The sequence below is a fragment of the Candidatus Uabimicrobium helgolandensis genome (assembly GCF_041508025.1).
Lineage (GTDB): Bacteria > Planctomycetota > Uabimicrobiia > Uabimicrobiales > Uabimicrobiaceae > Uabimicrobium > Uabimicrobium helgolandensis.
This window is the reverse complement of sequence record NZ_CP165719.1, coordinates 6,581,732-6,608,224: the sequence shown is the minus strand read 5'-3', so window position 1 is coordinate 6,608,224 and position 26,493 is coordinate 6,581,732. Positions and strand designations below refer to the sequence as shown.

Below are 26,493 nucleotides of genomic sequence, written 5' to 3'. Positions count from 1 at the left end.
TAAATATTAATTTATTTTTGGTCTGTTTGAACTGGAATTTGTAAACAATTTTTCAATTGCTTACAATATACGATTTTGGTGTTAAAGTAATTCAATTAAGCATATTTGGATGTTGTCTATGTTTATATTGAATAACCCTTTTAGAACAGGGATATTTTTAGTGATTAAGTATAACTTTAGCAAGGCAACAATACAACTAAATAGCTTTGGCTTATATTATTCTTCTTCGCTTCTTTCGTTTCTTTCGTTTTCTTTTGTTGCTCGCTTTGAAAATTGTTTTTCTTCTGTTTGAGGTACAATATCAATATCCCACTTGCAGAGTTTAGCAGCAAGACGAACATTTTGTCCTTCTTTACCTATAGCAAGTGGTTGTTGACTATCTTCGACAACAACGCGAGCTTTTTTCTTTTCAGGTTCGAGAAAAATATTTTCAATCTCTGCTGGTTTTAGTGCATTGGCGATGAACATTTCAGGATTACTATTCCAAGGTATAATATCAATTTTTTCCCCGCCAAGTTCATCGATTATGTTTTTTATGCGTGATCCTCTTACACCAACGCAAGCTCCAACACAATCGACTTTATCATCTTTACTTACAACAGATATTTTTGTTCGATACCCAGCTTCGCGAACAACATTGATTACTTCAATAATCCCTTGAGTAATCTCTGGAACTTCAAGTTCAAATAATTTCCTGATAAAATTAGGATGGGTACGCGATAAAATCAATTTTACACGATGAGAGATTTTTTTTACATCAAGTAGATAAGCACGAATACGATCTCCTGGTCGATAATATTCACCAAGTATTTGTTCTCTAGGGGGCAGAACTCCCTCTGTTTTCCCTAAATTTACAATTAGGTTTTTATGCTCATAACGCTGAACAGAACCGGTAACAATGCTTCGTTTTTTATGAATAAATTCTGTATGGATTACATCTCTTTCTGCTTCGCGAATTTTCTGTATAATAAGTTGCTTAGCTGTTTGCGCTGCAATTCTTCCAAATTCAGGTGGCTCTATTTTATCTCCATCTTTGGAAGATGCTATAATATCTCCATTTTGCCTATCAATATGAATAATCACATCAGAGCCTGAACGATATTTTTTTCGAGCTGCCGATTGAAGAGCTGATTCTATTCCTTGAAATATAATTTCTTTATCAATGGCTTTATTCTTGTGGATTGTTTCTACTAATCTAAGTACGTCCCCTTGCATATTTATGCCCCCCAATCGAATTTAAATCATCGCGGTTTAGTGGGTAATATAACCTTTTGCCTCTAATCTAGAGTCCTAATTGTTTACAGCACAGATAAATTAAAGAATCAAATAGAAAGCTCGAGAATCATACAATCCTCGAGCTTTAAAAATTGTGCTTCTTGCATCCAAGTATTTAGGGCGTGCCATTGTTTTTTTTATTTAGTACTATTTTAATACAATGGTACGCCCCTTGGTATTTTTTTGAATTATATTCTCTACTAACGTTAAATGTCAAGTAAAAATTGGTGTTAAGTGAGGCTAGATTATTTCCTCGTTATTTTTCCCTTGAGTATTTTAAGGTAAATTGCTAAACTTCTAAAGTTTATAACCTTTGAAACTGAAGGTTAATATTCAATATTTTGTATAGCTAACAAAAACATTTAGCGCAATCATAAATTTCAGTTTTTGAACACGCTTTTCTCCTCCCCAAAAACAACTCTATGAAAGAATTTAGAATGAAGGGTATTGATAAGAAAGATCAAGAAGCTTTCGCCAAATTTCTAGTTTTTGATAAAAAAGTCATAACTTCAGATGATATAAAAACATGTTTTAAAGTTCAAAAAGCCATGAATGACTTAGGAATACTGTCTCCTATTGATAAAGTAATTACTGAAAAAGGTTATCTCGATGGCACTGTTGTTTCTGACTTAATAAAAGAGTTTAAAGGAGGAGATGAAGATTTTGTTCCTGGGTATAGGATTATTTCAAAGCTTGGTGAAGGTGCAATGGGAGAGGTCTATAAGGCCGTTGATATAGAGGAAAACAAAGAAATTGCAATAAAAGTGCTCTTTCCTCACTTGGGTAAAAGAAAATCTACAGCTAAACGCTTTCTTCAAGAAGCTGAGATTTGTAAGAAGCTCAATCATCCTAACATCGTCAAAGGCTTTGATGTTGGCTATGAAGCGGACCAAGACTTTTACTTTTATATAATGGAGTATGTCGATGGAGTCACGCTTAGTGGTTACGTAAAGAAAAATGGTATCTTACAAGAAGATTTAGCGATTAAAATTATAGAACAAATGGCTTCAGCATTAGAGCAGGCAACACGATTAAACTTAGTTCACCGCGATATAAAACCTGATAACATTATTTTAACAAAAAACAAGAATGCAAAATTGTGTGATTTAGGGCTTGCGCGAAACTGGGCCCAAGATTTATCCCTGACTTTAACAGGGGCTGTAATGGGCACACCTTTTTATATTTCCCCTGAAGCTGCAAGAGGAGTGGAAGAACTAGACAGTCGTAGTGATATCTATTCACTCGGAGCAACTTTGTATCATCTTGTTATTGGTGAGGTACCGTTTAAAGGTAAAAATAGCATGGAAGTACTTGATTTGCATAAGTCAAGTACCAAGATTACATCTCCAAAACAACAGCGAGGAGATCTGTCGCATGGATTGTCGGCAATCATTGAAAAAATGATGGCAAAAACAGTAGGTGATCGCTATCAAAATCCCTCTGAACTACTTATTGATATTGAGTTGTTAAAAAAGGGAGAAGAGCCTTTCGCTATTCAAGAGAAAAAGCAACAAGATAAAATTCCACAACAATTAAATGTTCAAAAAACTGACACAGGAATACACATTAAAAAAGACGATCAATATCGCCAATCAAGTGTCCAAGAATATTCAATACGTCCATCAAAAAAAATAAAGAATGCAAACAAAACACCCAAACTGTTTGATAATTTTTTTACTTCCGCAGAACAACGTGTCTTATCAAATGCAAAGTGGAAATTAGTTGGATTAATCTCTCTCATATCATTAGTTATTTTTCTAATAATTATATTAGCTGTTTTTCTGGTAATGCGCGTGTTTTTCTAGGTGTGCATTTCTTGCTTTGATAGGCTTTGGCTAGATGATATGAATAATTCTTAACATCTCTTCTTTAATTCAAGTTTTGAACAATACATTTTTTTATTAAAGTGCGTTGCTTTTTAGAATTGAGAAGTTATTTTAGGGAGTAGCAAGGCACTTAAAAGCACATGTTCTGCAACTAAAAAGTAACGAAGCTAATCTCTAAAATAGTCAAGTTATAAGGAAGATAAATCTAACCTTATAAAACACATTTACATTTTCTTTAAATTATCTAAAATACCGTTAATAAATGCTCCGGAGTGCTCAGTCGAGAATCTCTTTCCCAAATTAATCGCTTCATTAATCACTACTTTTTGCGGAACATCTTTGCGGTAAAGCAGTTCGTAGACAGCTATACGCAGTATCGTGCGATCAACAACTGCCATTCTTGACAAATCCCAATTTTTAGCGACTTTTGTAATAGCATCATTGATACTTGACCAATAATTTCGACAACCGTTTATCAATTCTAGCGCGTATTTTTTTACTTCCGTACAAGACTCTGTACTTGTGATAAAATCACTTTGCTGATCCAAAACTTCGTCGCTTCTCAAGTCTATTTGGTATAAAAATTGTAAAGCTATTTGCCTTGCTTTTGTACGTTTTCTCATGTTTCTCTCTAATAATTTATATTCAGCGTACTCTAAGGATTTGGAAAAAATAATACTCTTTCATTTACCGACGCTGTTATTTTCTACTTACAGAATACTATGTGCATTTAAAATGTCAACACGGCCTAATGAAAAATTTCTGCGCACAATTTGTTATATTATTTTTTCAAGCCCTAAAAATTTTTAGTTGCTACCTTGTTTCCATGTTACAACAATAGATGTTGTAATTCCTCCGCGAGCTAAAAAAGAACCTGTAACTTTGATTTCTCTTGGATTACAAACAGCAACAATGTCATCTAATATTTTGTTTGTTACTGCTTCGTGAAAAGCACCTTCTTCTCGGAAAGACCACAAGTAAAGCTTCAAAGACTTTAATTCAACGCAATTTTTATCTGGTATGTAACTAATATGAATTGTTGCAAAGTCCGGTTGGCCTGTTTTTGGGCACAGACATGTAAATTCTGGAGAGTCAATATGAATCCAATAATCTCTTTGTGGATGTGGGTTTTCAAAAACTTCTATATTTTTCGAAGGAGTGGTAGACATTATATAATCCTAATAGTACAAATTTGTAAAACCTAGTAGCCTTAATGGCTAAAAGTATTTTTCGTTTAATTTACTAACAGCTAAGGACCAAAAAAATTACCCTTTGCTTTTTTGTTGAGACGCTTTCTTTAGCTACATCCCTTAAATCAATTCTTTTAATGAAAGACTACTTGTAACATAATTGTTGTCTAAGTGTAGTTTTATAGACCACTTTTGTTGTATTTGTAGTGCATGTCTTTTGTAAGACGGTATTATGGCATTTTTCAGTAAAGAATTCAACTTTTCTTCTGCAAGAGTTTGCTCACCTAAACGATAACAAATATCAATAATTTTGTATTCTAGATAAACGTTTTCTAAATTTTTTACTTGTTCATAATTTGATTTTAATTTTGCAACATTGTCCAGTTTCTCTGGAAAAATGTTAAAAAAGGCAAATGCAATATGCCACGTTTGTACATTGAGCTGGTAGATATCTAAGAGGCTGAATACTTCTTCATATTTGTGAAAATGCTTAAGATAAATTGGCATAGCGATTTCTGCGTATTTATAATCTCTTATGCCAGTACCAAGAACTTTCTGTATTTTTTCGACTAAACTGTAACGCAAACCAAAACCAAGAGCTAAATCTAAAAATTCATAAAAATAACGTATTGTTTTATCTGAAAAAACAGGTTGAATATTAAAAATATTACTAATTGCTTGTTGAATATCTCGCAAAGAAATATCACTAGGAAAATAATTTAAACCTTCTAATATCGCAGGGTAGCTTATGTAGTATTTACTATCTAGCAAATAAGAAAAGATGACATTGAATAGCTCATTTGTTTCTTGAGGTAGCCTTACGAATAAATATTTGGCATTACGCATTATTTCTTGGGATATTTTGTCTTCTGGGCCATTCTCTTTAATAAAATTAGTACATATTTGCATGAATTCTTCTAAATCATTCACAGAACAATACATTGTTATTTTGTGCAAGTTATGTATAAGTAGAACACTACTTGTTAAATGATGTTTTAGTTGGTTGATTATTTCTTGCTGTTCTTCTGAAGAATATTGACCGAAAAAATGCATTTGGCAGTTCAAATACTCTACTTGTTCCAGGCTGTGATCAAAAATATCTAAATCTTGTGGAGTGAAATACTTATTACACAGTAAATAAGCTCGTTGTTCTTTTTTTGGTATCAACTTTATAATATCGATTAGTAAATTACGAATATCTTGCTGTTGATTCTTTTGAAGTTCAATATCCATTAGTATATTGTTTATATGAGGTAATATCGAACTATCGTTGCTACACAATTGTTTTAGAATGTAGTTATATAATAGCTCTTGTTCCGATTGAATTAGATGCAAAAATGGAACAGCTTTTAATGGTTGTCGCTGAAATTTTTCTGTATTTTGTGCATAGAAAATCACGCACGATTCTTTAAGGCTTGTTTGCGCGTTTTCTGGTAAAATGTTCCACAAACGCATTAAGGTAACCCAAACATCAAAATCGCAATTGTCATTTTCTATCATACTTTGAAGTAAAAAAAATGTCTCTTCCTCAGGCATTAGAAGAATATAACTATTAATTACCTCTATGACTTTACTTTGCACTTTGTGTTGTTCTTGTTGCGAAGCATCTAAAAGTAATATAAACACCTCTTTGCGCAGTTCTACTTCCAACATTGGAATGGCATATATTAAGAAGTCATAGAAAGAGTAACGAACATTCGTATTAGTGTGAGTAGATAATATCGGCAATATTTTGTGAAAAAGCGCAGGGTGTTTTTTTATGCATTGGGGAAATTGTAGTAATAGTTGTAAACAAGCAATGTTTGTTGCTTCACCAATGTTCTGCTCAATAGTATTTACACAACAGTTCATCAAATAAGGTAGAAAAAGTATTGGCATTTGTTCTGCCAATAACAAGTCAGTACAGTGATCACTTTTATTGTGAATAATATTAATAAAGCGATGATAGTATTCTCCAACACTGTACAGGTTTTTTTGCAATTCTTCATTGTTGATTTGTGATACTAGGAACATGGTTTCGCAAATAAGTTTTGGTGTTTCTTGAAGAACAATAGAGGTTTGAATGTACTGAAAAGAGAATTCTATAGTTTTTTGTAAATAGGTTTGTGATTGTTCTAAAGTATACTTCAATTTGTATAATTTATGCAGTTGTTCATATTTTTTCCCCATAATACAAGCATTGAGTATATTTTCACTGCAAAAAGCACTATTGATCGCAATATAGAGGTTGTTGTGTTGCTTGAAGTTGTTGATCACTGCAATTGTAGCGTTGTTGTTTATAATACCTGTGTTTTCGCATATTTTTTGACATAAGATACCTAAGTAACCCAAACTTATTTCATCATCTAAGTTGATTTTTTCTGAAATTTTTTCCAAGACACTGCGCGTTGGAATTTGCCCTTCCTTAGTTAGGATCGTTACGTACTCAAGTAATTCGTTGTGATTTGTTGCTGACATAGAGTCTAGATGTAAAATTTTGGTGTCATTGTTTGTGCTCGGATCAATATCTCTGCGGTGTTTTTTTTCCGTTGGGCTAATTTTATGTTTGTTTTTTAAACGAATGATTTGTTGAGAAGCGTCAAATGAAATTTTCTTTTGAGGTTGAGATGCTATTACATTTTCAGTACTAGAAAATTTGTTTTGGTAGACTTTAAAAGTATCTCTAATCACATCGTGAATAAATATGATATTATCTTTTTCTTCGATGAGGCCTTCATTTTTCAGATATTTAGTTGTTTCAGATATTTTTTCGGCATTAAGGTATTTTTTCTTTGTTTCTCTGCTTAGTAAATCTTCTTCTAATAAATATTTTATAACTTCTGCACTTGTCTTTTCGGTTAAATCATTCCAGAGCTCTCTGTATATGCTGTGTAATGTTTTTTCTTGAATTTTGTGACAAAAAATTTGGTTGACTTCGATACGAACTCTTTCGTCAGTGTATTGTTTTAACTGACCAACAGTAAGTAGGCCATCTTTAATTTTGTTTTTAGTCATAAGATTGGTGTGTAATAAAGACACATCATTTTTTACTAAATGTTTTTCTATTAAAGAAATAACATAGTACCCAACTAGATTAAGTAAGAGAGGGTTTCCTTTAGTTTTTTGGTAAATGTTAGTGATTGTTTTGTTTTGTAAGACAAGGCCACAGCGCGAAAAAATCTCACTTAAAAATATTGATGTATTTTCATCAGAAAATGGACCTAATTGCCACATGTTAGCATTAGATAACATATTGGAAACCAGATGCTTTTCATAAAAGGAATATTCACGGAGGGGCATTTGCATAACAGGAATGATATGGATATTTTTACAATTAGAAACATAGTTAAACAACGCATTAAAAAATTTGATAAAAGTCGGTGATGGAAGCAAAAATTGCTCTTTTATACTATTTTTCTTAATAGTAGAAAAAGTTCTTTGCTGTTGGATAAACTGTTGATAATTCTCTAATACAATAACTAATTTCTCTCCAATAATGCTGTCAAGACGGGTCAATAGCTTTCCAAAATAAGCTATTACTTCATCGAGATCTGTTTTTCGGTGGATCTCTATCTTGAGCATTTTTGCAGTACTTGTACTAGTGAAGGAGGCTTTGTTTATGCTATCACATTTTTCAGTAATTACATCGCATGCTTCTCGTAGAAATGTTTCGAAATTATCTGTATTACATTCGAGAGTTACAGTTTCAAATTCAGCAACAAGTCTGGATTTAAAAGCAGAAGTAACTTTTTCCCAGCCGCAATTAGGTGCAATTGCAAAAACAGAAAATCGTTCTCCTCCTTTTGTAGAATTAATGATGCCATCAATGCTATTCGTTAAATGTATATCACTTTTTAAAAGCGATAAATTGCTATGTTGTAGTAATCGCGAAGTACCACTTTGCTCTTGTTCTAGTGCAGTATTTTTTACAGTGCGAAAATTTTCTTCTTCTATAGCAATTATCGAAAAAATACGACTGTTGAATTTTTCTATTTCATTAAAACAATCAGTCAAAAGCTCTTGGAATTTTTCTTGTTGTAGTGCTTTGAACATGTGGTCAAAAGTAATAAATATGTTTAAGGAACATTTGTTGACAAGCAAGTGAAGTAGTTTAACTAAATCTACTGTCATTGGATAAGAGCAAGGATTTTTCTCTAGGGAACGTAAGAATTCGAAGATAGTGAATTCTGTCATGTCTTTACGCAAATAACGGGTCAAGTGAGGTGCAATGAAGCTCGCTTCATTCAACCACAGCTTTTTTTTTAGAACACGTTCTAGTTGTTGATGTCGATATGGATTTTGCCTACACGATTGTTCTAAACCTGCCACTATACTTAAATAAATCGACTTCTCTGTTTCACACATTTTCATACAAACGTAGATAGGTAAAAATTTGACCATTTCTTTTGAATTAATGATTTGCTTATGTAGGTGTTTAAGTAAAGCAGTTTTACCAGTACCTTTTGCGCCAACTAAAAGGTGTAAATGTTTTTGAAAATGAGAAGTGCTTTGCTCGAAATTATTTAGCGCTAAAAACATTTCTGTGGTAATTCTGTGTCGCCCACAAAAAAAAACAGGATTGGTATTTGCAGGAGAAAAGCGATTAGCTATTATTTTGGTATTTTTCATCACTTTGACCAATAAAAGGCATTGGATATAACAAAAACAAAAAGTTGCTGTAGTAAATATTTTGTGGATCTATCACTACATTCAATACAGAAGGGAAGTACATAATTGGAAATTTTATATTGTAAAGGGTAAAAAAAATAAATTTGCAAAACGGTCCTATACAATGCATGGCAAAAATACCGGTGAAAAATATAGAGGTGTTTGTGCCAAAGTATTTTTTTTGTATAAAAGTTATAATAATAATTACTTCATATAGAAAAAAATGTTGTTGGCTATGAATAAAACTTAGCGCGTAACTAATAGGAACGGTTGAAAAAAAAAAGGCAATTAATAATTTTTCACACCTATTAAAAAGTTTTTTATCGATAAATAGAATTAACAAAAAGCGTATAAAAAACCACAAAGGATATGAAAATTCATTACTAAGCATGTAAAGTCCATAATTTAAGTATTAAAACCATTCAATGTCCATAAAGGATGTAGGGACAACCCTTTATGAATCTCCAGAAAAAAGAATCAAAACATTCATTTTGGACCGTTATATCGCAGTAAGTACTCATATGGAGATTCCTACTTTTTACAAAAGCACATTGCTACATCTTTGCCAACTGTGATAATTGCTTTTATGGTATTTTCCTACAAGTAACGGCTATACTAAATGTATAAAAATAGTGTTTTTTTACTATGTGAAATTGTTAATATTCACGCTCGCGGCCAACGTTTACGGACATCGGATATACGATATTCGTAAAACGACGCGCGTGAACGTTGTTCGGATTTCTAGTAATCTTACTTGTGTAACACTACCCTTTTTATAACAGACCTCTGTGCTTTACCGATTATAAATTTGTTAGGACAGGTTTATAAAAGCGTATTACATGGTAGCTTTGGCATACCTTGTTTCTATGACTTCCCAATTAACGATATTCCACCAAGCCTTAATATAATCACCACGTAAATTTTGATATTTCAAATAGTAAGCGTGTTCCCAAACATCAAGACCCAAAATAGGTGTTGCACCTTCACTTATTGGATTATCTTGGTTTGGAGTTGTGATAATTTGTAATTTACCGTCTTTGACAACTAACCACCCCCAACCACTTCCAAAAACGCTTTTTGTTTGCTTAAAAAAAGTTTCTTTAAATTTGTCAATAGAGGAAAACTCTTTTTGTAAAGCGCTTTTAAGTTTACCATCGGTTAGGTTTTTAGCTTGAGGATGCATAGATTCCCAAAATAATGAATGGTTGTAGTGCCCACCTCCATTATTGCGTATACCGTCTCTAATGTTGTCTGGAATAGAGGATAAATCTTTCAATAATTCTTCCACACTTTTATTCAGAAGATTATTTTGGCCTTTTAAAGCTTTGTTTAGTTTATTTACATAGCCTTGGTGATGTTTACTGTGGTGTATTTCCATTGTTTGTGCATCGATATGTGGCTCTAAATCTTTATAGTTGTATGTAAGCTTTGGTAGTTTGTGTTCTACAGTAACGCCAGAAGTGCTTTCAGCATTGCAACTGGTAAATACTCCTGCCGCTCCAAGAGCAACCACTTGCCCACTTTTTATTAAAAAATCTCTACGTGTAGTCACAACAAATCCTTTCCGATAGATATCAAAATCTTTAATAATCTCATTGAGATTCCTCATCTTAACAAAGAATAATTCTTTTGCAAACATTATCTAAATGGCTAGTTAAAAGTATTGATTCTCTCAAGCTGATGATTACTGACGATGTGTGTGCTAATTTATATTGGTTCGCGTTTGCGATTGTTACTCCAATGTTTTCATATAAAAATATTGAAGCATATATTTGTAATTTAATTGTTAGGATTAGAATTATGGGATTTTGTGTTTTACAGTATCGACTTAAACATTCTATTTTAAATATATTAACTTTTGCATTTTGTATCACTTTTGTAAGTTCTTTTTTAATGTCCCTAGATTTTCAAGGAAACAAAAGAGAACTTGATAACCGAAAAACCGTGAAGCTTTCAACAGAATTTAAACAACTTTGTCATTTAGATTCTTATTTTTTGCAAGTTCATTTGGATTTATCCGACCAACAGAAGAAAGAATTACAATTATTGTACTCAAACTACACAAACGATTTACATTGTAGCGTTAGTGGCAAAGAGTGGCGATGGCTAAATTTAATAGAACAAATTGACCTGTTATTAACAAATGATCAAAAAGAAATGTTTGAAAAAATAATAAAAAATAATATTTTTTTTAGGTAAATGATAAAGTTTTTTATGAACACTATAAGTTAGTACAAAATTTGAATATTAAGAGTAAAGAGAGCTTGATAAATATAGGCGTGCCTTAATACTCAAGAGACTTAAGTAATCTGACAAAAGTAGTTGCCCGTTTAGTGCAGGGCTTTTATTCTCTAGTGCGGCGCGAGGACGCGCAGTTACAGCTGCGTAACTAAGGGGCAACAAAGCTAGGGGTTAAAAGAACAAAATGCCAATGGATAAATATTTTTGGCGGGTCACTTAGTCTCTTAATTTGAAGTGAGAAAATAGTTTATAAACGTATTCTAAAATAAGTCCACATTTTAAATGTAATTGATGACGTGCTTAAGATTTTGTAAAATTCACACAATGTTTTATTCTAACTGAGTTGTTTCGAACATGTTTAAGCTTGGTTATTTAACTGTGCTGAATTTAAAATTTACGAGCATCATTAAGGGGAAGCAAATGTTGCACAATAAAACATATTATATTGTTATTTGTATTTTTTTCGCAGCTTGTTCTACACCTAGTGTAAACCAGTCCGTGTCACCAAATAATTCAAATATAGATCAAGGTGAAATAAAAAATGAAAAAAATAAACAGGTAACAGAAACTAATTTACAAAAGAAAAACTCGCAACCGTCCAATGAAAATAGTGAGGATAATACTTCAGAAGAAACTGTATGGAAAGAAAATGTACAACAAGAAATAAAAATAACTGAAACTGCTAATAAAAACGGGGATAATCAGACTGTCATAGACAAAGAAATCCACGAAACTTCTATGGAGAAAAAAGGCCTTGAAACGTCGATTCCTATGGAGAAAAAAGACCTTGAAACCTCAACTCCTATGGAGAAAAAAGACCTTGGAATGTCGGACGATAGTGCAATCGCTATAGGCCCCAAATTTAATATTGCTCCCATAACGCAGCAAAAATTTAATCTTCGTAATGTTTTTCTTTCTCTTGGCGATATAAAAGGCAAGAAAAAAAGCGCTACTTTGAATTTACAAAAGCGTTTCTCGTCATCAAAAAAACAGATAGCTACGCCAAATGCTCTTGTTGGAAATTATTTGCCTGTAACTCGTTTTTTGGGCAGTGGTGGTGATGTTCTAGACCTTGCAGATTACCAAGGGAAAAAAATTATTTTAGTTATTTTACGAGGGTTTGCAGGAGGAATATGTTTAGCATGTTCAGCTCAAACTCTAGCTTTATCAAAATCAGTGAATAAATTTGATGAAAAAAATGCTCAGATTATATTAGTGTATCCTGGTAGAGCAGAATCTATACCCGTTTTTACTTCTGTTTTAGAAACGTTAGAAGAAGATTACGAAGCACCTTTTCCAATTGTTCTAGATGTAGAACTTGAACTTATTAAGAAACTTACTATAGAAGGTAGTTTAGCAAAACCAACTTCTATGATTGTTACAACAGATGGAAAAATAGAGTATGCTTATGTAGGAAAAGGGATCGTTGATCGCCCAACAGTATCTACTTTACTCGCAGAAATAGACACTTTATCTCAAAAATGAGGCTTTCGAATGGATAAACCTGGCAATGAAGAAATGAAAACGGCATCCTTTGTAAAACAAAAAACGGTACAAACTCCCGTAAACGGAGGATCATCTAAGGATACAGCTAAACTCAATCGCAGTAACTTCGTAATTCCCGATGTCGATATTATCGATGTGTTAGGAGAAGGGGGAATGGGAGTTGTCTACAAAGGTAGACAAACATATATTGAGCGCGACGTTGCCGTAAAGGTAATGAAACCTGTAGAAGATAGCACTTTTGAAGAGCGTTTTAAAAGAGAAGCACAAATCCTTGCTAACTTGGCTCATCCTAATATAGTTTCCTGTTATCATGCAGGTGTAACTAATGGATATTGCTATATTGTAATGGAATTTATTGAGGGAATGGATTTACATCAGTACATTAAAAAGAATGGCCTTCTTAGTGAAAAACAAGCATTGTATGTGGTTAAATCATTAGCTGGTGCTCTTGAATATGCACAAGAAAAAGGGATTATGCATCGCGATATTAAATGCGAAAATGTTCTATTAGAAAAAATTAATGTTGACAGCAGTACCAGCACAGCATTTGATGCTAATTTCCCTTATCGTGTAAAGCTAGTTGATTTGGGATTGGCAAAAGGTTACAGCGAAACAAATAATAACGATAGAAATATTACCCAAGAAGGAAGTATTATCGGAACTCCATCGAATATGGCTCCAGAGCAATTTAATGCTGAAGAAGAAGTTGATTATCGCGCTGATATTTATGCCTTGGGGTGTGTGCTATTTTTTATGTTGAGTGCGAGCCGTGCGTTTAGCACTCGCAATTTTTTAGCTTTGATTCATGAAAAAACGCAAGGCCCATTTCCTTCGATTAAGAATAGAAATGAAAATATTTCAGAGAGAACATCGCAATTTATTGAATATTTACTAAATTCTAAAGCTGAAAATCGCCCTCAATCATATATTGAGATTATTGATTTTTGCGATGGAAAAGCACTCGTAAATACAAGTAAATCGGATAAAAAAAATAATAACATTGCTATTGTTGCAGGAATTATTTTCTTGGCAATTGTCACTGTGTTTTTTTTAAAGTCAGGAAATAATAACGTTAATTCTACAAAAAACGAAAATTTGAAAAATACTTCTCAAACAAATGTTGAGAATAACGCGCAGCAAAATACCTCTAATGCTACCGATAAAAACACCAGCAAAAATATAACACCAAAACAGTTTGTTATAAAAAAAGTAAAGTGGGATAGTTCTAATACTGTTTTGTTTGAGGAAGACTACCTAAATCGACTACAAGGTTGGGAAAGAAATGGTGCGTCATCATGGGCTCCATCTGAAGAAGATAAAGGAGTCATAGGTGTTGGTAGTGGATCAATTTTTCGTGCTCTTCCGCAAGCGCCATGGATGGTTATAGGTACTATAAAATCACTTTCTCCGAAAGATCGCAAGTATGGTGTAGTTATTGACTGTCCTGAACTTTCATACGGTATTACCATACAAAATATAAGCTCAAATCTCTCTGTTGTGAATATAAATGAAGAAGGAAAAAAGCGAAAAATTTTATCTTCAAAAACCCACAACGGTCCTAAAGTTTTTTCATATGAAATTACCTATCAAAATAACTCACTGACGTTTGTATTAAACAAAAAGATAGTACACCAACAAAAATGCAAAAACCCACTGCAAATAAATTTACTTGTTGAAAAAGTACAAGGAGTGTATTTCTTTTTGGAAATAAACAAAGGGAAGTACGAATGAAAATAGTTGTTTTTTTTATGCTTATTGTTGTCAGTTTTGCGTTTTATTTTATAGGGGTTTTTCTTGCTAAAAAAGATAAGAAATTAGTACTATTTTTAGCTATTATTTCGCTATGTCTATGTTTTCTTTTCGAAGGATTGCGTATTTATAGAGTATGGTTACCACTACTTTTACCGCTAGACATTGCAATATATCTTGAAAAAGGGGCCTTTGTGCCATTCGCAGTATTCTTTTTTGCCATTTGCACTCGAAGTATTGATAGTAAATTTACGGTAAAAGCTTTGCATGCGATGTGTTTTTTATTAATAGGATATCAAGTGATTTATTCAAGTTGGATGGTTATGCCAGTTATTAAATGTGGTACTTTTAAGATGGTAGATGGTGTTTGCATGCAATCTACACCTTCTACATGTGGTCCTGCTTGCTTAGTCACTGTTTTACGTTCTAATGGACTTGATACAGACGAACAACAAATGACTGATTTGTCACATACTACAACATTGTGGGGAACAACTTCACTACGGATATTAAAGGGAATCTCTGACTTTGCCAGTATGCAAAAAATAAAATGTTCGGCAAGCGTTCGTTATACAACATGGTCTGAGCTAGCAACGATAAAAAAGCCATGTATTGTCGACACAAAGTATAGTAGTTACGTAAATCATGTGATGGTTCTCTTTGGTATGACAAAGAATGAACAAGTAATAATTGGAGATCCTTTACAAGGCAAGATATATATGTCTAAGCACAAATTTATGGAAATTTGGACAAAAGAAGTTATTATTTTTGAATAGGGCATTTATGCCCTAATCCATACAAAAAAGGAAGTAAAATGGATTTTCTTTGTAAGATAATTGCCACGTTTTTCTTTTTGGGTAACAGCCCTAAAATGCCCGGTACTGCTGGCACTGTAGGAGCGATGGTTCTATACTTTATTCTTCTCTTTACTAATGTTATCAACTTTTATGTACTCCTTGCATGTATGCTTGGCGCATCTATTTTAAATATTCTTATTGGCAAGTGGGCCGAAAATTATTATAAAACCAAAGACCCGCAAAAAGTAGTGATTGATGAAGTGGCAGGTTATTTCTTAACAGTAATGTGGTTTCAGCCTTCTGTTATTGTTGCCATAGTAGGTTTTATTGCTTTTCGTATATTCGATGGTGGAAAACCTTATCCTATTCGTAAAGTAGAGGTTTTTCCGCATGGATTTGGAGTTTTAGCGGATGATTTGCTTGCAGGAGTTTATTCTGCTCTTACTTTGATAGCACTCAGTTACTTGCTGCCGCTTATTAATGCATCGTGGACGATTACTTTATTTCAATTTGTGTAAGGGAAAGAGTATATGAAGTTATACAAACTGGTGAAACATCTAAATGAGTACCTAAATATCAGAGAATTCGAAGATATATCTCAAAACGGCTTACAAGTAGATAGTGGTAACACAGAAGTCAAAAAAGTTGCCATTGCAGTTGATGCTTGTATGGAAACTTTTAAAAAAATAAAGCAAGCGCAGATTCTTATCGTGCATCATGGGTTGTTTTGGAACAAAAGTCTTCTCATAAAAGGAACTCATCGCGACAAAATTGCTTTTTTACTAAAAAATAATATCGCTCTTTACGCTGTGCATTTACCACTTGATGCTCACGCTGAGTTAGGTAACAATGCACAGCTTGCAAAGCTTTTAGATATGGAAGTTATCGGTCCATTTGGGAAAGGCATTGGTTGTGAGGCCAAGTTTAAAAAAGCAGTAGATCGCGAAATTCTTACAAAAAAAATACTAGGTGTAGTAGGAGCGACCAACCATCGGTTACTCGATTTTGGGCCTAAAAAAATTCGTAAAGTGGCTATCGTTTCAGGTGTTGGTTCTTCTTTTCTTTACGAAGCCATAGCCAAAAAAGTAGATATGCTCATAACAGGCGAAGGCAATCATGTTTCGTATCATATTGCTAAAGAAGAAAAACTAAATGTTCTGTATGCAGGACATTATGCTACAGAGACTTTAGGGGTAAAAGCTGTAGCAAAGCATATTGAAGAAAAGTTTTCAATACCATATCATTTTATAGATATTCCTACCGGGTTTTGATAAGAGAGGTTCATAATGCAGGATTCAGGCAAAATACTGGAAATGATTTTAGAGTCTCAAGAGTTTTATGAGTTTTATAGTGAATTTATAGCACCGTCCTTAGATGGTGAAGAAGAAAAGGCTTCAGGGGATATTCGCCAAAATTATTTACAAAAAGTAAGATCTCCAGAATGTCGTATGGCAATTTTGGGTATTCAGGGGTCTGGAAAATCTTCTTTACTCAATGCCTTGTTATTTCAAGACGAAATTTTACCCGTTGCTGTTGAAGAAACAACATGCATTCCAACGATGATACGTCGTCCATACGATGGAGAAGAAGCGGGAGCTGAAGTACATTATCTAGATGGTAAAGTTGAAGAAGTACCACTTAAGAGAGAGTTCTTAGCAAAAATAGTGGATAATAAGTACAACCCTAGTAATATTATGGGAGCTTCCTATGTTTTGTGCAAAGTAGAAAGTTCTCTTTTAAAAGAAGGTTTTGTTTTTGTCGATCTTCCTGGAGTCGGCAGTCTAACTCAACAAAATGAAGATACGACCATGAAGTTTTTAAAAGAGACAAACGTCGGAATTTTCTTATTGAGAACTGTCCCGCCAATTACTCAATCTGAAGCAGGATTTATTCGTATTGCTTGGCCTATGATTCAAGATAGTTTATTTGTTCAAAATTTGTGGAAAGAAGAGAGCGACGACGAAATTAAGTCAGGAATGAAACACAATGAAAGTGTTCTCGCTGAAATCGCGCAAGATCGTGGTGCACAAATGCCACAAAACATACTACCTGTAAATGTAAACATGGCTTTACGTGCGGCTATGGATGATGATGATGATGCTTGGGGAGATGCCGGAGGAAAACAACTGCGAAAAAGTATACGTCAACAAATTCGCGGAGACTTTGTCAATCGACTTCACCAGAACACCGCATCGTTTTTTTCTAATCAAATTGTGCGAGCACGCAGACGTATTAAAGAAAGATTACAAGTTTTACAGAGCGATCACGAGCAAATATTAGAAAAATTTAATGAAGAAAAATATCGTTATAACGAACACAAAAGCGAACTAGAAAACAAAGTGATCTCGCACTGCCAAGAGTTTCGCGATCGCATCAATGATATAAAAATCAATTGGCTGCCTGACGAACTCAACGAAAGTGTCAAGAAAGTTATTAGCAGAATAGAAGATACAACTATCGAAAATTTTAAAGAAGAAGACTTTAGACAAATGGTGCGCGAAGAATTCGCGAATGTTTTTCAAGTCACTTACAAAGACTTACGAGAACAATTATCAAAATGTGCAAGCGATTATGTCGATAATTTAAGCACAACTTTACAGAACATGGCCTCATTAGACTCTCTTCTTGGTGACGAACTTTACTCAGATAAAAAAGACAAAAAAGATCCTAATTCTGCTTCTGGCTGGAGTATTGCTTTAAGTGGAGGAGTAGCACCACTTATACTCACTGGTCCCGCTGGTTGGTCAATACTTGGTGGATCGTTACTCGCAGGAGGAATTGTTCGTTGGATTTCAGGCGCAACAGCGCGCAAAAGAATACTACGTGGTCTACGTAAAGCGATTAACGACAGTAAGAATAGCGTAAAAGAAGATATGCTAAATGAAACGGCGGTCTTTTTTGATGCAGTAGTTAACTCTATACAACAAACGGTACACCAAGAATTAAAATATTACGAAAAAGAATTAGAGCGTATAGAAGAATTACTGAATCAAGAAGAAGAGAATCAAGAACAACAAGTGATTGAGCTAGAAGAAAAGCTTAAGAATTCTAAAGATTTTATTGAGTTTTTTGCTCGTGTCTAAAGGTATTTTTTGGGGAACAGTAAATGGCAATTAATTTTAGTAAAGTAGTATGCATCACTTTTTTGTTTCAATTTTTATTGTTACACAGTCAAGAAAGTCTTACTCAAAAAGAGTTTACTATAGCATTTTTATCTCTCAAAAAAATAAAAATCAACAACATAAAAAGCGAGCTTTTTCAATTATTGTCTCCCCAAAAGCATTATCATTACCTGCATACATCAAAATATAACAAAATACAAAAACAGTTCACCACCAAATTAAAAAAGACTGTCGCTACATGGAAAATACCACAAACAGATTACAAAATAACGCTCACTGGCATTTTTGGCGATTATAACTTCAAGAAACAACGTTTTAAGTTGCGAGGTATTATAAGCGAAGGGGAACAGAAACTATACAAGCCGATATTACTATACAGGAGTACCAGTATAGAATTTCCAAGTATTCGGTTTTTGAACACTAAAAAATTTCGCTATTTTTTTGTGCCACTAAACACTGCAAAACAACTTTATGACAGCCGTAAATTCGAACAGCCAATGAATAGAAATGTCCAACTAGATATTTATGCCAAACTCATAAAATACAATTCTAAAAAGAACTCTATCGAGTTTACTATTTCGCGTATCGAAGTGTTTAATGAAAAAAAGAACTTGCTATCAATAATGGAAATCAAAAAATAAAGACTCTCTTATGAAGATATTAATTACCGGTTTAAATGGAACATTAGCTCCTATTTTAAAAACAGTGCTACTGAGTCAGGGAATGGAAGTAATTTCCTGGGATCGTTCACAAGTATGCCCTAACAATGAAGAAGATTCGCTATCTTTTCTACAAAGCGTGCAACCGCAGCAGATTTGCCACCTAGCAATGGGAAGCGAAAATTGGGCACGATTACTAGCTAAATATAGCAAAAATAACGATATTGGCTTCTTGTTTACAAGCACAGCAATGGTTTTTGATAGTAAAGAGAATGGACCATATCAACCAACGACGAAAAGAACCGCTGAAGATGACTATGGCAAATATAAAATTCGCTGCGAAGATGCGATTTTAGGCGCGAACGACAAAACAATTATTGCGCGGATTGGCTGGCAAATTGGCAAGAAACGCGGTGGAAATAACATGCTTGAGTTCCTGTACAATACGGTAGAAAAAGACGGAGTAATTCGTGCGAGCAGAAAGTGGTTTCCGGCAACGTCTTTTATGGAAGATACCTGTGGAGTTCTACTTCACTTAATGATAGAAAATAAGCCTGGCGTTTATCATATTGACAGTAACAAAAACTGTCGACTAAACTTTTTTGACATTGTTTGTAAACTTCGAAAAATGCACGCGACTAATTGGCAAGTAGAACCAAATGATGAATACCAGCACGACCAACGTTTGTTAGATGATCGTATTAATATTGTTTCACTTATGGATAGATTGCCTTTATACCAAGATTCGAATATTGACAGGTCCTCATAAAAACTACAAAAACATCAATAAGCAAAGAAGCTATCTTTTGTACTCAGTAATCAACTTTTGTTTAGCGCCTCTATCGCTATGAATAAAAAATTTCGAAGGATTAAATATGGATATGCACACTATTGGCAAGCACGACGAGATCGCAATTTTCAGAGAGCAACATAGCGACAAACTTGTTCGTCCTCTCTTCTTTGAGAGAGTTTTACAAATTATTGCAGGCGAAAAAAATCCGCTTGTTCGTCACGGTGAAGACAATGCACTAGCGAAAAATGCAGGCATAAAGCGTAGCTTATCGCCAACTGTTATTATTGGAAAAACTGCTTCTGTTTCTGAACGGCATACTGATAAGATAATTGATGGCTGGATTAATGATTTCGAAAAGGGAAAAGGTGATCCTGTTGATATACCTGAGACTATAAATAGAATTACAATTGCTGTATCGTCTGAGATCATGTTTGGTAAAAGTTTTTCAAATGAAGATATTACTTCTTATGATTATAACTTGAATAAATCGCAAAAAATTGCTTTGGCTGCGTTTAAAGAATATCAAGCCGCTATCTTCAGTGGTAATGTAAATCCAAGAGACCTAAGCAAGATTGAAGAATACATTCCCAAAGAAGTCCATGATTTTGCTCAAAAAAACAAAGACATTGTTGCTAAAATGGTAGATGAAAGATTGGCAATAAAGGTTAGTGAAAAATATACTGATGTGTTGCAAGCTGTTATAGAGAATAGTCACGTCAACCAGCCAAATAGAGCTTCTGATATAAATAGACAAGAGATTATTGACTACATGGTAGGATTAACTAATGCTGCTCATGCTTCTCCTAGTATAGGAGTTGTTGGTGCTTTATCACATCTTTATGGTTTAGAAAATGCATCAATGCTGGAATGTGTTAGAGATGAAAAAGTTGAAATAGATGGAGAAATGTATTCACTAAAGAGTAAATGTAGCACTCAAAGTGGTGCAAAGCTTTACGATCAATTTGCGCGAAAGCTAAACAGTATTGCCGGTGCAATTTCTGAATCGCTGCGAAAATACACTCCTATTGACCGCAGTGTAAATATTGTGGTACGTCCATTTGTGTTTAATGATAAAGATTATACTCCTGGACAACTGATTAATTTTGACATACATGCAGCTCATAACAAAGATAAGGAAAAATGGGGAGAAAGCATTGAGAAATTCAATCCTTTTAGAGAAAATTTTGGGAATAATCCTTCCTATCGAAATGTACCACTTGCGTATGCAGCAGATAAAGCCAAACATAGACGTAATTGTTTAGGAAATGCAATGGCAGATACCATGATGCGCAGTATTTTATCTAAAATTGTAGCGCGTCTTGATTTGAATATAACGGAAAAGACAATTAAATATATTCGAGGAAAAACTGTTCTTGCTGGATTTGAGGAAGGAAAATTCTTTTCTAAAATTATTCCTCGGTCGTGACTCTGATCCCTAACCTTGATTGATTTTAAATGATTAGGTCAAGAGACACGGTAACAGATTCTAAAATTCGTCTTTTTTATCGAGATAAAAATATGAAAACACTTACTATATTTCTTATGCTATCAGTTTTTTTGAATGCTGATTTTGTAAAGCATAGTAACATTGATTATAATCTAGATCCTCAAAAAGAACCATTGAACACGCTAGATATCTATATACCAAAAACGAAAAAAGTAAAAGATTTACCTATTATGGTATATGTACATGGAGGGGGATGGTGTGTTGGTGACAAAGCAAGAGTTCATCACAAAGCTAAACTTTTTACTAAGGAACAGTATATATTTGTGTCTATTAACTATCGTTTGTCGCCTTATCCCCTTGAACTAACAAATAAAAAACGTATTCAATTTCCCGATCATCCGTATGATGTCGGCGAAGCTGTAGCTTGGATATATAAAAATATTAATCGTTATGGTGGTGACAGGAACCGCGTATTTCTGTTAGGTCATTCCGCTGGTGCACATTTAGTTACGCTTGTAGCGACAGACCCTCAGTATTTGGCAAATTTCGATGCACCGTTTTCTATTATTCGCGGGACGTGCGCATTAGATGGTGCAGTATATGATATTCCTGAATATTTAGCAATTTCAGGAAAAGAAATGCATTTTAATGCATTTGGGACAGAAGAAGAGAATAAGAAGAATAATCATTGGAAACTAGCTTCGCCATTCTTTCATGCGAGTTACAACGATGCTCCAATGTTGCTGGTAACACAAAAAAATAAAACTAGACGCGTTGATCAGAATAATAAGTTGGCAAAGGCACTTTCTTCTGCAAAAGTTTACTTGGTAAATAAATCGCATAGACAAATCAATATAGACTTAGGAAATTCACAAGACAAATCAATGTTAACAATGATTGTTACTACATTTTTTGAACGTTTAAAATAGGATTGTTTGAATAAAATAGTTTTCAGCGGTTATTCTCCATAGATTTCATCTGTATCTTCTAGATAAAATTCTATAAACTCGAAAAGTGAATCTGCTATTTTAATTTGGTCGCCACAAGTTACGAGAAATATCTCTCCATAATTTTCTGGATCAATACTTATCGCGTATCCCCAATCCCAATTTAAATAATCAGCAAAGCATAGCATTTCATCGGGAACGTAAATGCTGATTTGTTCAAGTTGTCCTTCGAGAAAAAGTCGGATTCGTTTTAAGTCCCAAAATCTAAATTCTTTATCATCTTCATAGTAATTTGTGTATTCATTGGGACCTTCTACATAGCGCAAATATAGTTTGAGTTGTGGAGGAATCAGTAACTCGTGCTTGTCTTCAAATTCTATTAATTCTTCTACTGTCGCACCATAAATACCTTCCGCTTCTAGTCCCCAATACTCAGTCAATTCTCTTAACAGCGGAATCGTGAATGTCACATTATCGTCTACTAAGATAACATTCCACAAATTTACAACAACTTCTTCAGGTATTTCTTTGAGTGAGTTTCCTCGAAGATCTAGTCTTTGCAAATTTTTAAGTTTTGCTAACTGCGGCGGTATAGTTTCCAGCTGATTGTTATAGAGATCTAGTTCTACGAGTTTGGTTAGTTCACCAATTTGTTTTGGAAGTTGCTGCAAGCGGTTTTCATTTAGATATAACTTTTTAAGATTTTTGAGGTTACCCATTCCCATTGGAATTTCTCGCAATTTGTTTCCATCGAGATAAAGATGGGTCAGGTTTGGAAGATCTACTATTTCGTATGGAATTTCTTGTAAATTATTTTTCGAAAGATAAAGTTGGGTCAGATTTTTGAGCTGTCCAATTTCAGCAGGAATATATTCTATGCTGTTGCTACACAAAACTAACTCGGTTAGATTGGTTAAGCGAACTATATTTATAGGAATTGCTCGTAAATCACTTTCTATAAATTTAAAAGTTACTAGGCTTAATACAAGAAAAATCCACTGTGAAATTTCATGTTCTCCTTCAAGACAGAGTTCTGTCTCACCGCGAAAAGAACAATTGTCAAATTTAACTTCAACAAAATCATTAGGGTTGATTTTCTTTAGGTAAAAAGTACAACCTCTGTATGTTGTATGTGCATCAATCTTCGTTAATGATTTTCCGCGAATTATTTTTTGTTCCACCGCAATTATCTTTCATTTTTCAATTTTTCGGTCTCTTTCAATCGATTATTCAGATTAAATTGTATTGATTCTCTAGATTTTTAATTTATTTTGGATTTCATTTTCTTTTATAGTTTTTTAGCATGATATAGTTTAACTTTCAAGTTTTTCTTTCGAGAATATGGGATTTAAAATTATGTCGATTTTCAGGATTAGGATTGTAACAGTATTGGGATCGTATACTATATTTTTACTCGCTAAGTTCTATTATTTTAGTCTCTTTAAATGTTGACATATCTTAGTATGTGTCAAAAATTTTGTAAAAAATATTTGACAAAAAACAACAAAACTTTAATATAGGTGTATATGCACCTATATTAAAAATAATTTAACAATTTATAGAGATTGGATTTTATGATTGATTTTTATACGGCAGCAACTCCTAACGGACAAAAAATTTCCATAGTGTTAGAAGAATTGCAATTGCCTTATGTTGTTCACCATCTTAGTTTTTCTGAAAAAGAGCAAAAATCTCCTGAATTTTTGAAAATCAATCCCAATGGTCGAATTCCTGCAATTGTTGATCGCGATAATAATGATTTTGCTGTTTTTGAATCTGGGGCGATCTTAATCTATTTAGCGGAAAAAACCGGGAAATTGCTTTCTCAGGATGCAAAGAAGCGTTCTCTTGCGATTCAGTGGTTAATGTTTCAAATGGGAGGCGTTGGACCAATGCAGGGACAGGCGAATGTATTTTTGCGTTATGCATCGCAGAATATCCCATTTGCCATAGAGCGGTATCAAAAAGAAACACGTCGTTTATACGAAGTTCTCGATGGGCATCTTGCTAACTATGAATATCTAGCAGAAGAGTATTCTATTGCTGATATTGCGACATGGCCGTGGGTAAATGTTTATAAGTGGGCTGGGATTACAGTTGATGGTTTACCACATTTACAAAGATGGCTAAATGCGATTGCTGAACGACCTGCCTGCAAGAAAGGTATTGAGGTACCTATTAAAATTGAATTTGAAGATAAAGAAAAATTGCTGAAAGAAGGTAAAAGTATTGTTAAGTAGGACCTGTCATCAATTAAAACATTATACTAAAAAGTCGTGACTGACCCCTAACAATAACCGCAATCGTAGCCGTAATGATAACTGAATAGCTGCGATTTCTTTTCCAAGAAATACTTAAAACATTCGGTTACAGTTAGAGTCTAATTGATGACACTCCCTCGTTATTCCGTTGTTATTCCACTAATCAAAAGAAACAAGTAAATATTGTAAAAGGAGAAAAATATGTCACATCATGGAAGTTGTCTCTGCGGAGGAATTAAGTTCGAAATGAGCAAAGCTCCTGCTGCAGTAGTTAATTGTCATTGCTCTATTTGTCGCGATTCTCACGGAGCTACCTTTGCAACCCAGGGAATCTTTCCGGCAGAATCTTTTTCTGTAAAAGAAGGTGAAGATAAAATCACTGAATATGAGTCCTCTACTGATTTTTTCCGCGTTTTTTGTAAATCTTGCGGTTCACATGTTGTCAATTATCCTCGTAATAGAATGTTCTACAGCGTCGCAGTAAATTATCTTGAAGAAAAAATTCAACCTGAAATGCATATTTGGGTAGGGTCTAAAGCAGAATGGTACAATATAAACGATAGTTTACCCCAAGATGAAAAAATGGATAAGCTCATGGCTAAATTGCAGGGATAAATTTACGAGTGTTGTTATGGTTTGAGCTAGTAAAGAGATGCAATCTTAACGATTGCAACTCTTTTTATGAAGAACTAGTGACCGCCTTGTTCGCCAAAATTTTTCTTAATCATTTGATTATTTGGATTCAAAGGGCCTAAAAATCCAGGATACTCTGTAGAAAGTTTTTCCCAGATAAGTTTAGATAATAAGCGGTGGGCTGTGTGGCTTGGGTGAAAACCATCGACAACTTCAATAAGTTCAGCAACATCTTTGCCTTGATTTTTCCAATCTTCGATAGCATCTTTCATTGGCAAATCGATGTAGGCTACTTCAAAGTTATTGAATTTTGCTGTTTTAGCAATGTCCAATGCTACTTCAGAAAGTTCAGCAGCTCTAGCACTTGCTTTGTCTCTCATTGACGCATCAGAAGTCAACCATGTGCGACATGGATTTCCTTTGATATCCCAAAGCAAATCATATACTTCAGCATAAGTCATTCCTAGTGGGTGCATACGATCATGCATTGTGTCCCATAGAATACGACCATCGACAAGTCCTGTAATAACAACTTTGCTTCCAGGAGCTATCTTAGCATCTAGTTTTGTTAAACCATCAATGATTTGTTTACGATACTGGTCAACAGTAGTCATATCTTCTAATTTCTTTTTGCAAATATCATTACCAATATAAGCAACGAAAGCTAAACTAGGTTTATCGCTTTTATCACGAGAAAAATTTCCCACTTGTTCAATTAAACTTTTTGCTTTAGCACCATTTACCGCTAAGTTTTGGAAATCTCGGTGGTTACAACGATTACGATCACGCATTTTCATATAGATGGATTCGCCGTTTATGTCTTCTGAGAAACCTGTTGCCCACGATTTATGTGGCCAATCAAACTCATGGACAAGTACATCAAAATCGTCATCGCGATCATGACGTTGTGAACGACGTTGTTGTGCAATTTTACGCAGGTGATCATAGTTTAAAAGTTTCGCAAAATCTTCGATATTGCGACTTTTAGGTATAAACGACTCTGGTATGTGAAAAGCTGCCGCCGCGCTGTCGCCAAAAATAACGACGCCGCGCGATTGTGCTCTTTCGCAAAGCCAGTTTTCATTACTCTTACCTTTAGTTTTTGACCATCCCGAGATACCATTACAGTTATAATCCACCGAACCATCGCGCTCTTGTTCGCCAGCTCCAGGGTACATATCAGCATCTAAATCTGAAGCATCTTTTCCGCGCCAGTTAGCACCGCGAAAACCATATTCATTAGAAAAATAGTCTTCGTCTAGGTCCATAAGTGGTACGTGTATACTTTCATTGTCGTCAGCAAATGAAAATGATAATGTTGCGAGTAAAATTAAAAGAATAGAAAGAAAACGCATATTTCTTAAACCTTTCTTGCAAGGAATGTTCGGATCGAAAAATAA

At 34.0% G+C, this 26,493-nt stretch carries 21 protein-coding genes; 14 read left to right on the top strand and 7 right to left on the bottom strand.

Going from position 1 to position 26,493, the window contains the following annotated elements; translation table 11 throughout:
- Positions 1–216 precede the first annotated feature (216 nt).
- Complete coding sequence (gene nusA, locus UABHE_RS24560; protein ID WP_372365952.1) at positions 217–1,215, bottom strand: transcription termination factor NusA; 999 nt, start codon at positions 1,213–1,215, stop codon at positions 217–219.
- A 497-nt stretch (positions 1,216–1,712) separates the two neighbouring features.
- On the opposite strand from nusA, the gene UABHE_RS24555 reads away from it, so the two are divergent.
- A complete protein-coding gene (locus UABHE_RS24555) occupies positions 1,713–3,080 on the top strand; it encodes a serine/threonine-protein kinase (RefSeq protein ID WP_372365951.1) in 1,368 nt (455 codons plus the stop codon).
- Between the two features lie 245 nt (positions 3,081–3,325).
- Here UABHE_RS24555 and nusB read toward each other — a convergent pair whose 3' ends face one another.
- The 4 genes from nusB to UABHE_RS24535 all read right to left on the bottom strand — a co-directional run bounded on the left by nusB (position 3,326) and on the right by UABHE_RS24535 (position 10,490).
- Complete coding sequence (nusB, locus tag UABHE_RS24550) at positions 3,326–3,724, bottom strand: transcription antitermination factor NusB (RefSeq protein WP_372365950.1); 399 nt, start codon at positions 3,722–3,724, stop codon at positions 3,326–3,328.
- Positions 3,725–3,907: 183 nt separating this feature from the next.
- Positions 3,908–4,270 (bottom strand): preQ(1) synthase, encoded by a 363-nt coding sequence (queF, locus tag UABHE_RS24545; RefSeq protein WP_372365949.1) that lies wholly within the window; start codon positions 4,268–4,270, stop codon positions 3,908–3,910.
- Between the two features lie 141 nt (positions 4,271–4,411).
- Positions 4,412–8,899 carry a hypothetical protein gene (locus UABHE_RS24540; RefSeq protein ID WP_372365948.1) on the bottom strand — a complete coding sequence of 1,496 codons (4,488 nt, stop codon included), beginning with the start codon at positions 8,897–8,899 and terminating at the stop codon, positions 4,412–4,414.
- 874 nt (positions 8,900–9,773) lie between these two features.
- Complete coding sequence (locus tag UABHE_RS24535; protein ID WP_372365947.1) at positions 9,774–10,490, bottom strand: superoxide dismutase; 717 nt, start codon at positions 10,488–10,490, stop codon at positions 9,774–9,776.
- Positions 10,491–10,567: 77 nt separating this feature from the next.
- On the opposite strand from UABHE_RS24535, the gene UABHE_RS24530 reads away from it, so the two are divergent.
- From UABHE_RS24530 to UABHE_RS24480, 11 genes are all read left to right on the top strand, one after another.
- Positions 10,568–11,137 carry a hypothetical protein gene (locus UABHE_RS24530; protein ID WP_372365946.1) on the top strand — a complete coding sequence of 190 codons (570 nt, stop codon included), beginning with the start codon at positions 10,568–10,570 and terminating at the stop codon, positions 11,135–11,137.
- A gap of 462 nt (positions 11,138–11,599) precedes the next feature.
- Complete coding sequence (locus UABHE_RS24525; protein WP_372365945.1) at positions 11,600–12,664, top strand: peroxiredoxin family protein; 1,065 nt, start codon at positions 11,600–11,602, stop codon at positions 12,662–12,664.
- Between the two features lie 9 nt (positions 12,665–12,673).
- Positions 12,674–14,416 carry a serine/threonine-protein kinase gene (locus UABHE_RS24520; RefSeq protein WP_372365944.1) on the top strand — a complete coding sequence of 581 codons (1,743 nt, stop codon included), beginning with the start codon at positions 12,674–12,676 and terminating at the stop codon, positions 14,414–14,416.
- Positions 14,413–15,210, top strand: a complete 798-nt coding sequence (locus UABHE_RS24515) for a cysteine peptidase family C39 domain-containing protein (RefSeq protein WP_372365943.1) — start codon at positions 14,413–14,415, stop codon at positions 15,208–15,210. The genes UABHE_RS24520 and UABHE_RS24515 overlap by 4 nt, the downstream gene beginning before the upstream one ends.
- Positions 15,211–15,248: 38 nt before the next feature.
- A complete protein-coding gene (locus tag UABHE_RS24510; RefSeq protein WP_372365942.1) occupies positions 15,249–15,749 on the top strand; it encodes a phosphatidylglycerophosphatase A in 501 nt (166 codons plus the stop codon).
- Between the two features lie 12 nt (positions 15,750–15,761).
- Positions 15,762–16,502, top strand: a complete 741-nt coding sequence (locus tag UABHE_RS24505; RefSeq protein ID WP_372365941.1) for a Nif3-like dinuclear metal center hexameric protein — start codon at positions 15,762–15,764, stop codon at positions 16,500–16,502.
- A 15-nt stretch (positions 16,503–16,517) separates the two neighbouring features.
- Complete coding sequence (locus UABHE_RS24500) at positions 16,518–18,314, top strand: dynamin family protein (RefSeq protein ID WP_372365940.1); 1,797 nt, start codon at positions 16,518–16,520, stop codon at positions 18,312–18,314.
- Between the two features lie 23 nt (positions 18,315–18,337).
- Entirely contained in the window at positions 18,338–18,994 is a 657-nt protein-coding gene (locus tag UABHE_RS24495) for a hypothetical protein (protein WP_372365939.1), read from the top strand.
- Between the two features lie 10 nt (positions 18,995–19,004).
- Positions 19,005–19,781: a sugar nucleotide-binding protein gene (locus tag UABHE_RS24490; RefSeq protein ID WP_372365938.1), complete on the top strand. Its 777-nt coding sequence runs from the start codon at positions 19,005–19,007 to the stop codon at positions 19,779–19,781.
- A 106-nt stretch (positions 19,782–19,887) separates the two neighbouring features.
- Positions 19,888–21,231: a cytochrome P450 gene (locus UABHE_RS24485; RefSeq protein WP_372365937.1), complete on the top strand. Its 1,344-nt coding sequence runs from the start codon at positions 19,888–19,890 to the stop codon at positions 21,229–21,231.
- A 92-nt stretch (positions 21,232–21,323) separates the two neighbouring features.
- Complete coding sequence (locus UABHE_RS24480; protein WP_372365936.1) at positions 21,324–22,181, top strand: alpha/beta hydrolase; 858 nt, start codon at positions 21,324–21,326, stop codon at positions 22,179–22,181.
- Between the two features lie 29 nt (positions 22,182–22,210).
- On the opposite strand, the gene UABHE_RS24475 is transcribed toward UABHE_RS24480, so the two are convergent.
- Complete coding sequence (locus tag UABHE_RS24475; protein WP_372365935.1) at positions 22,211–23,380, bottom strand: leucine-rich repeat domain-containing protein; 1,170 nt, start codon at positions 23,378–23,380, stop codon at positions 22,211–22,213.
- Between the two features lie 393 nt (positions 23,381–23,773).
- Here UABHE_RS24475 and UABHE_RS24470 point away from each other — a divergent pair, with 393 nt between their 5' ends.
- Complete coding sequence (locus UABHE_RS24470; RefSeq protein ID WP_372365934.1) at positions 23,774–24,439, top strand: glutathione S-transferase family protein; 666 nt, start codon at positions 23,774–23,776, stop codon at positions 24,437–24,439.
- A gap of 222 nt (positions 24,440–24,661) precedes the next feature.
- Entirely contained in the window at positions 24,662–25,075 is a 414-nt protein-coding gene (locus UABHE_RS24465; protein ID WP_372365933.1) for a GFA family protein, read from the top strand.
- Between the two features lie 74 nt (positions 25,076–25,149).
- On the opposite strand, the gene UABHE_RS24460 is transcribed toward UABHE_RS24465, so the two are convergent.
- Positions 25,150–26,448 (bottom strand): SGNH/GDSL hydrolase family protein, encoded by a 1,299-nt coding sequence (locus tag UABHE_RS24460; protein ID WP_372365932.1) that lies wholly within the window; start codon positions 26,446–26,448, stop codon positions 25,150–25,152.
- Positions 26,449–26,493: the final 45 nt, after the last annotated feature.

Bases quoted from the DNA above. Each gene is read 5' to 3' on its own strand.
- UABHE_RS24520 (WP_372365944.1), top strand. From the start codon at position 12,674: ATGGATAAACCTGGCAATGAAGAAATGAAAACGGCATCCTTTGTAAAA.
- UABHE_RS24505 (WP_372365941.1), top strand. From the start codon at position 15,762: ATGAAGTTATACAAACTGGTGAAACATCTAAATGAGTACCTAAATATC.
- UABHE_RS24555 (WP_372365951.1), top strand. From the start codon at position 1,713: ATGAAGGGTATTGATAAGAAAGATCAAGAAGCTTTCGCCAAATTTCTA.
- UABHE_RS24510 (WP_372365942.1), top strand. From the start codon at position 15,249: ATGGATTTTCTTTGTAAGATAATTGCCACGTTTTTCTTTTTGGGTAAC.
- UABHE_RS24480 (WP_372365936.1), top strand. From the start codon at position 21,324: ATGAAAACACTTACTATATTTCTTATGCTATCAGTTTTTTTGAATGCT.
- nusB (WP_372365950.1), bottom strand. From the start codon at position 3,724: ATGAGAAAACGTACAAAAGCAAGGCAAATAGCTTTACAATTTTTATAC.
- UABHE_RS24525 (WP_372365945.1), top strand. From the start codon at position 11,600: ATGTTGCACAATAAAACATATTATATTGTTATTTGTATTTTTTTCGCA.
- UABHE_RS24465 (WP_372365933.1), top strand. From the start codon at position 24,662: ATGTCACATCATGGAAGTTGTCTCTGCGGAGGAATTAAGTTCGAAATG.
- UABHE_RS24495 (WP_372365939.1), top strand. From the start codon at position 18,338: ATGGCAATTAATTTTAGTAAAGTAGTATGCATCACTTTTTTGTTTCAA.
- UABHE_RS24470 (WP_372365934.1), top strand. From the start codon at position 23,774: ATGATTGATTTTTATACGGCAGCAACTCCTAACGGACAAAAAATTTCC.
- UABHE_RS24485 (WP_372365937.1), top strand. From the start codon at position 19,888: ATGGATATGCACACTATTGGCAAGCACGACGAGATCGCAATTTTCAGA.
- UABHE_RS24490 (WP_372365938.1), top strand. From the start codon at position 19,005: ATGAAGATATTAATTACCGGTTTAAATGGAACATTAGCTCCTATTTTA.
- UABHE_RS24540 (WP_372365948.1), bottom strand. From the start codon at position 8,899: ATGAAAAATACCAAAATAATAGCTAATCGCTTTTCTCCTGCAAATACC.
- queF (WP_372365949.1), bottom strand. From the start codon at position 4,270: ATGTCTACCACTCCTTCGAAAAATATAGAAGTTTTTGAAAACCCACAT.
- UABHE_RS24515 (WP_372365943.1), top strand. From the start codon at position 14,413: ATGAAAATAGTTGTTTTTTTTATGCTTATTGTTGTCAGTTTTGCGTTT.
- nusA (WP_372365952.1), bottom strand. From the start codon at position 1,215: ATGCAAGGGGACGTACTTAGATTAGTAGAAACAATCCACAAGAATAAA.
- UABHE_RS24460 (WP_372365932.1), bottom strand. From the start codon at position 26,448: ATGCGTTTTCTTTCTATTCTTTTAATTTTACTCGCAACATTATCATTT.
- UABHE_RS24500 (WP_372365940.1), top strand. From the start codon at position 16,518: ATGCAGGATTCAGGCAAAATACTGGAAATGATTTTAGAGTCTCAAGAG.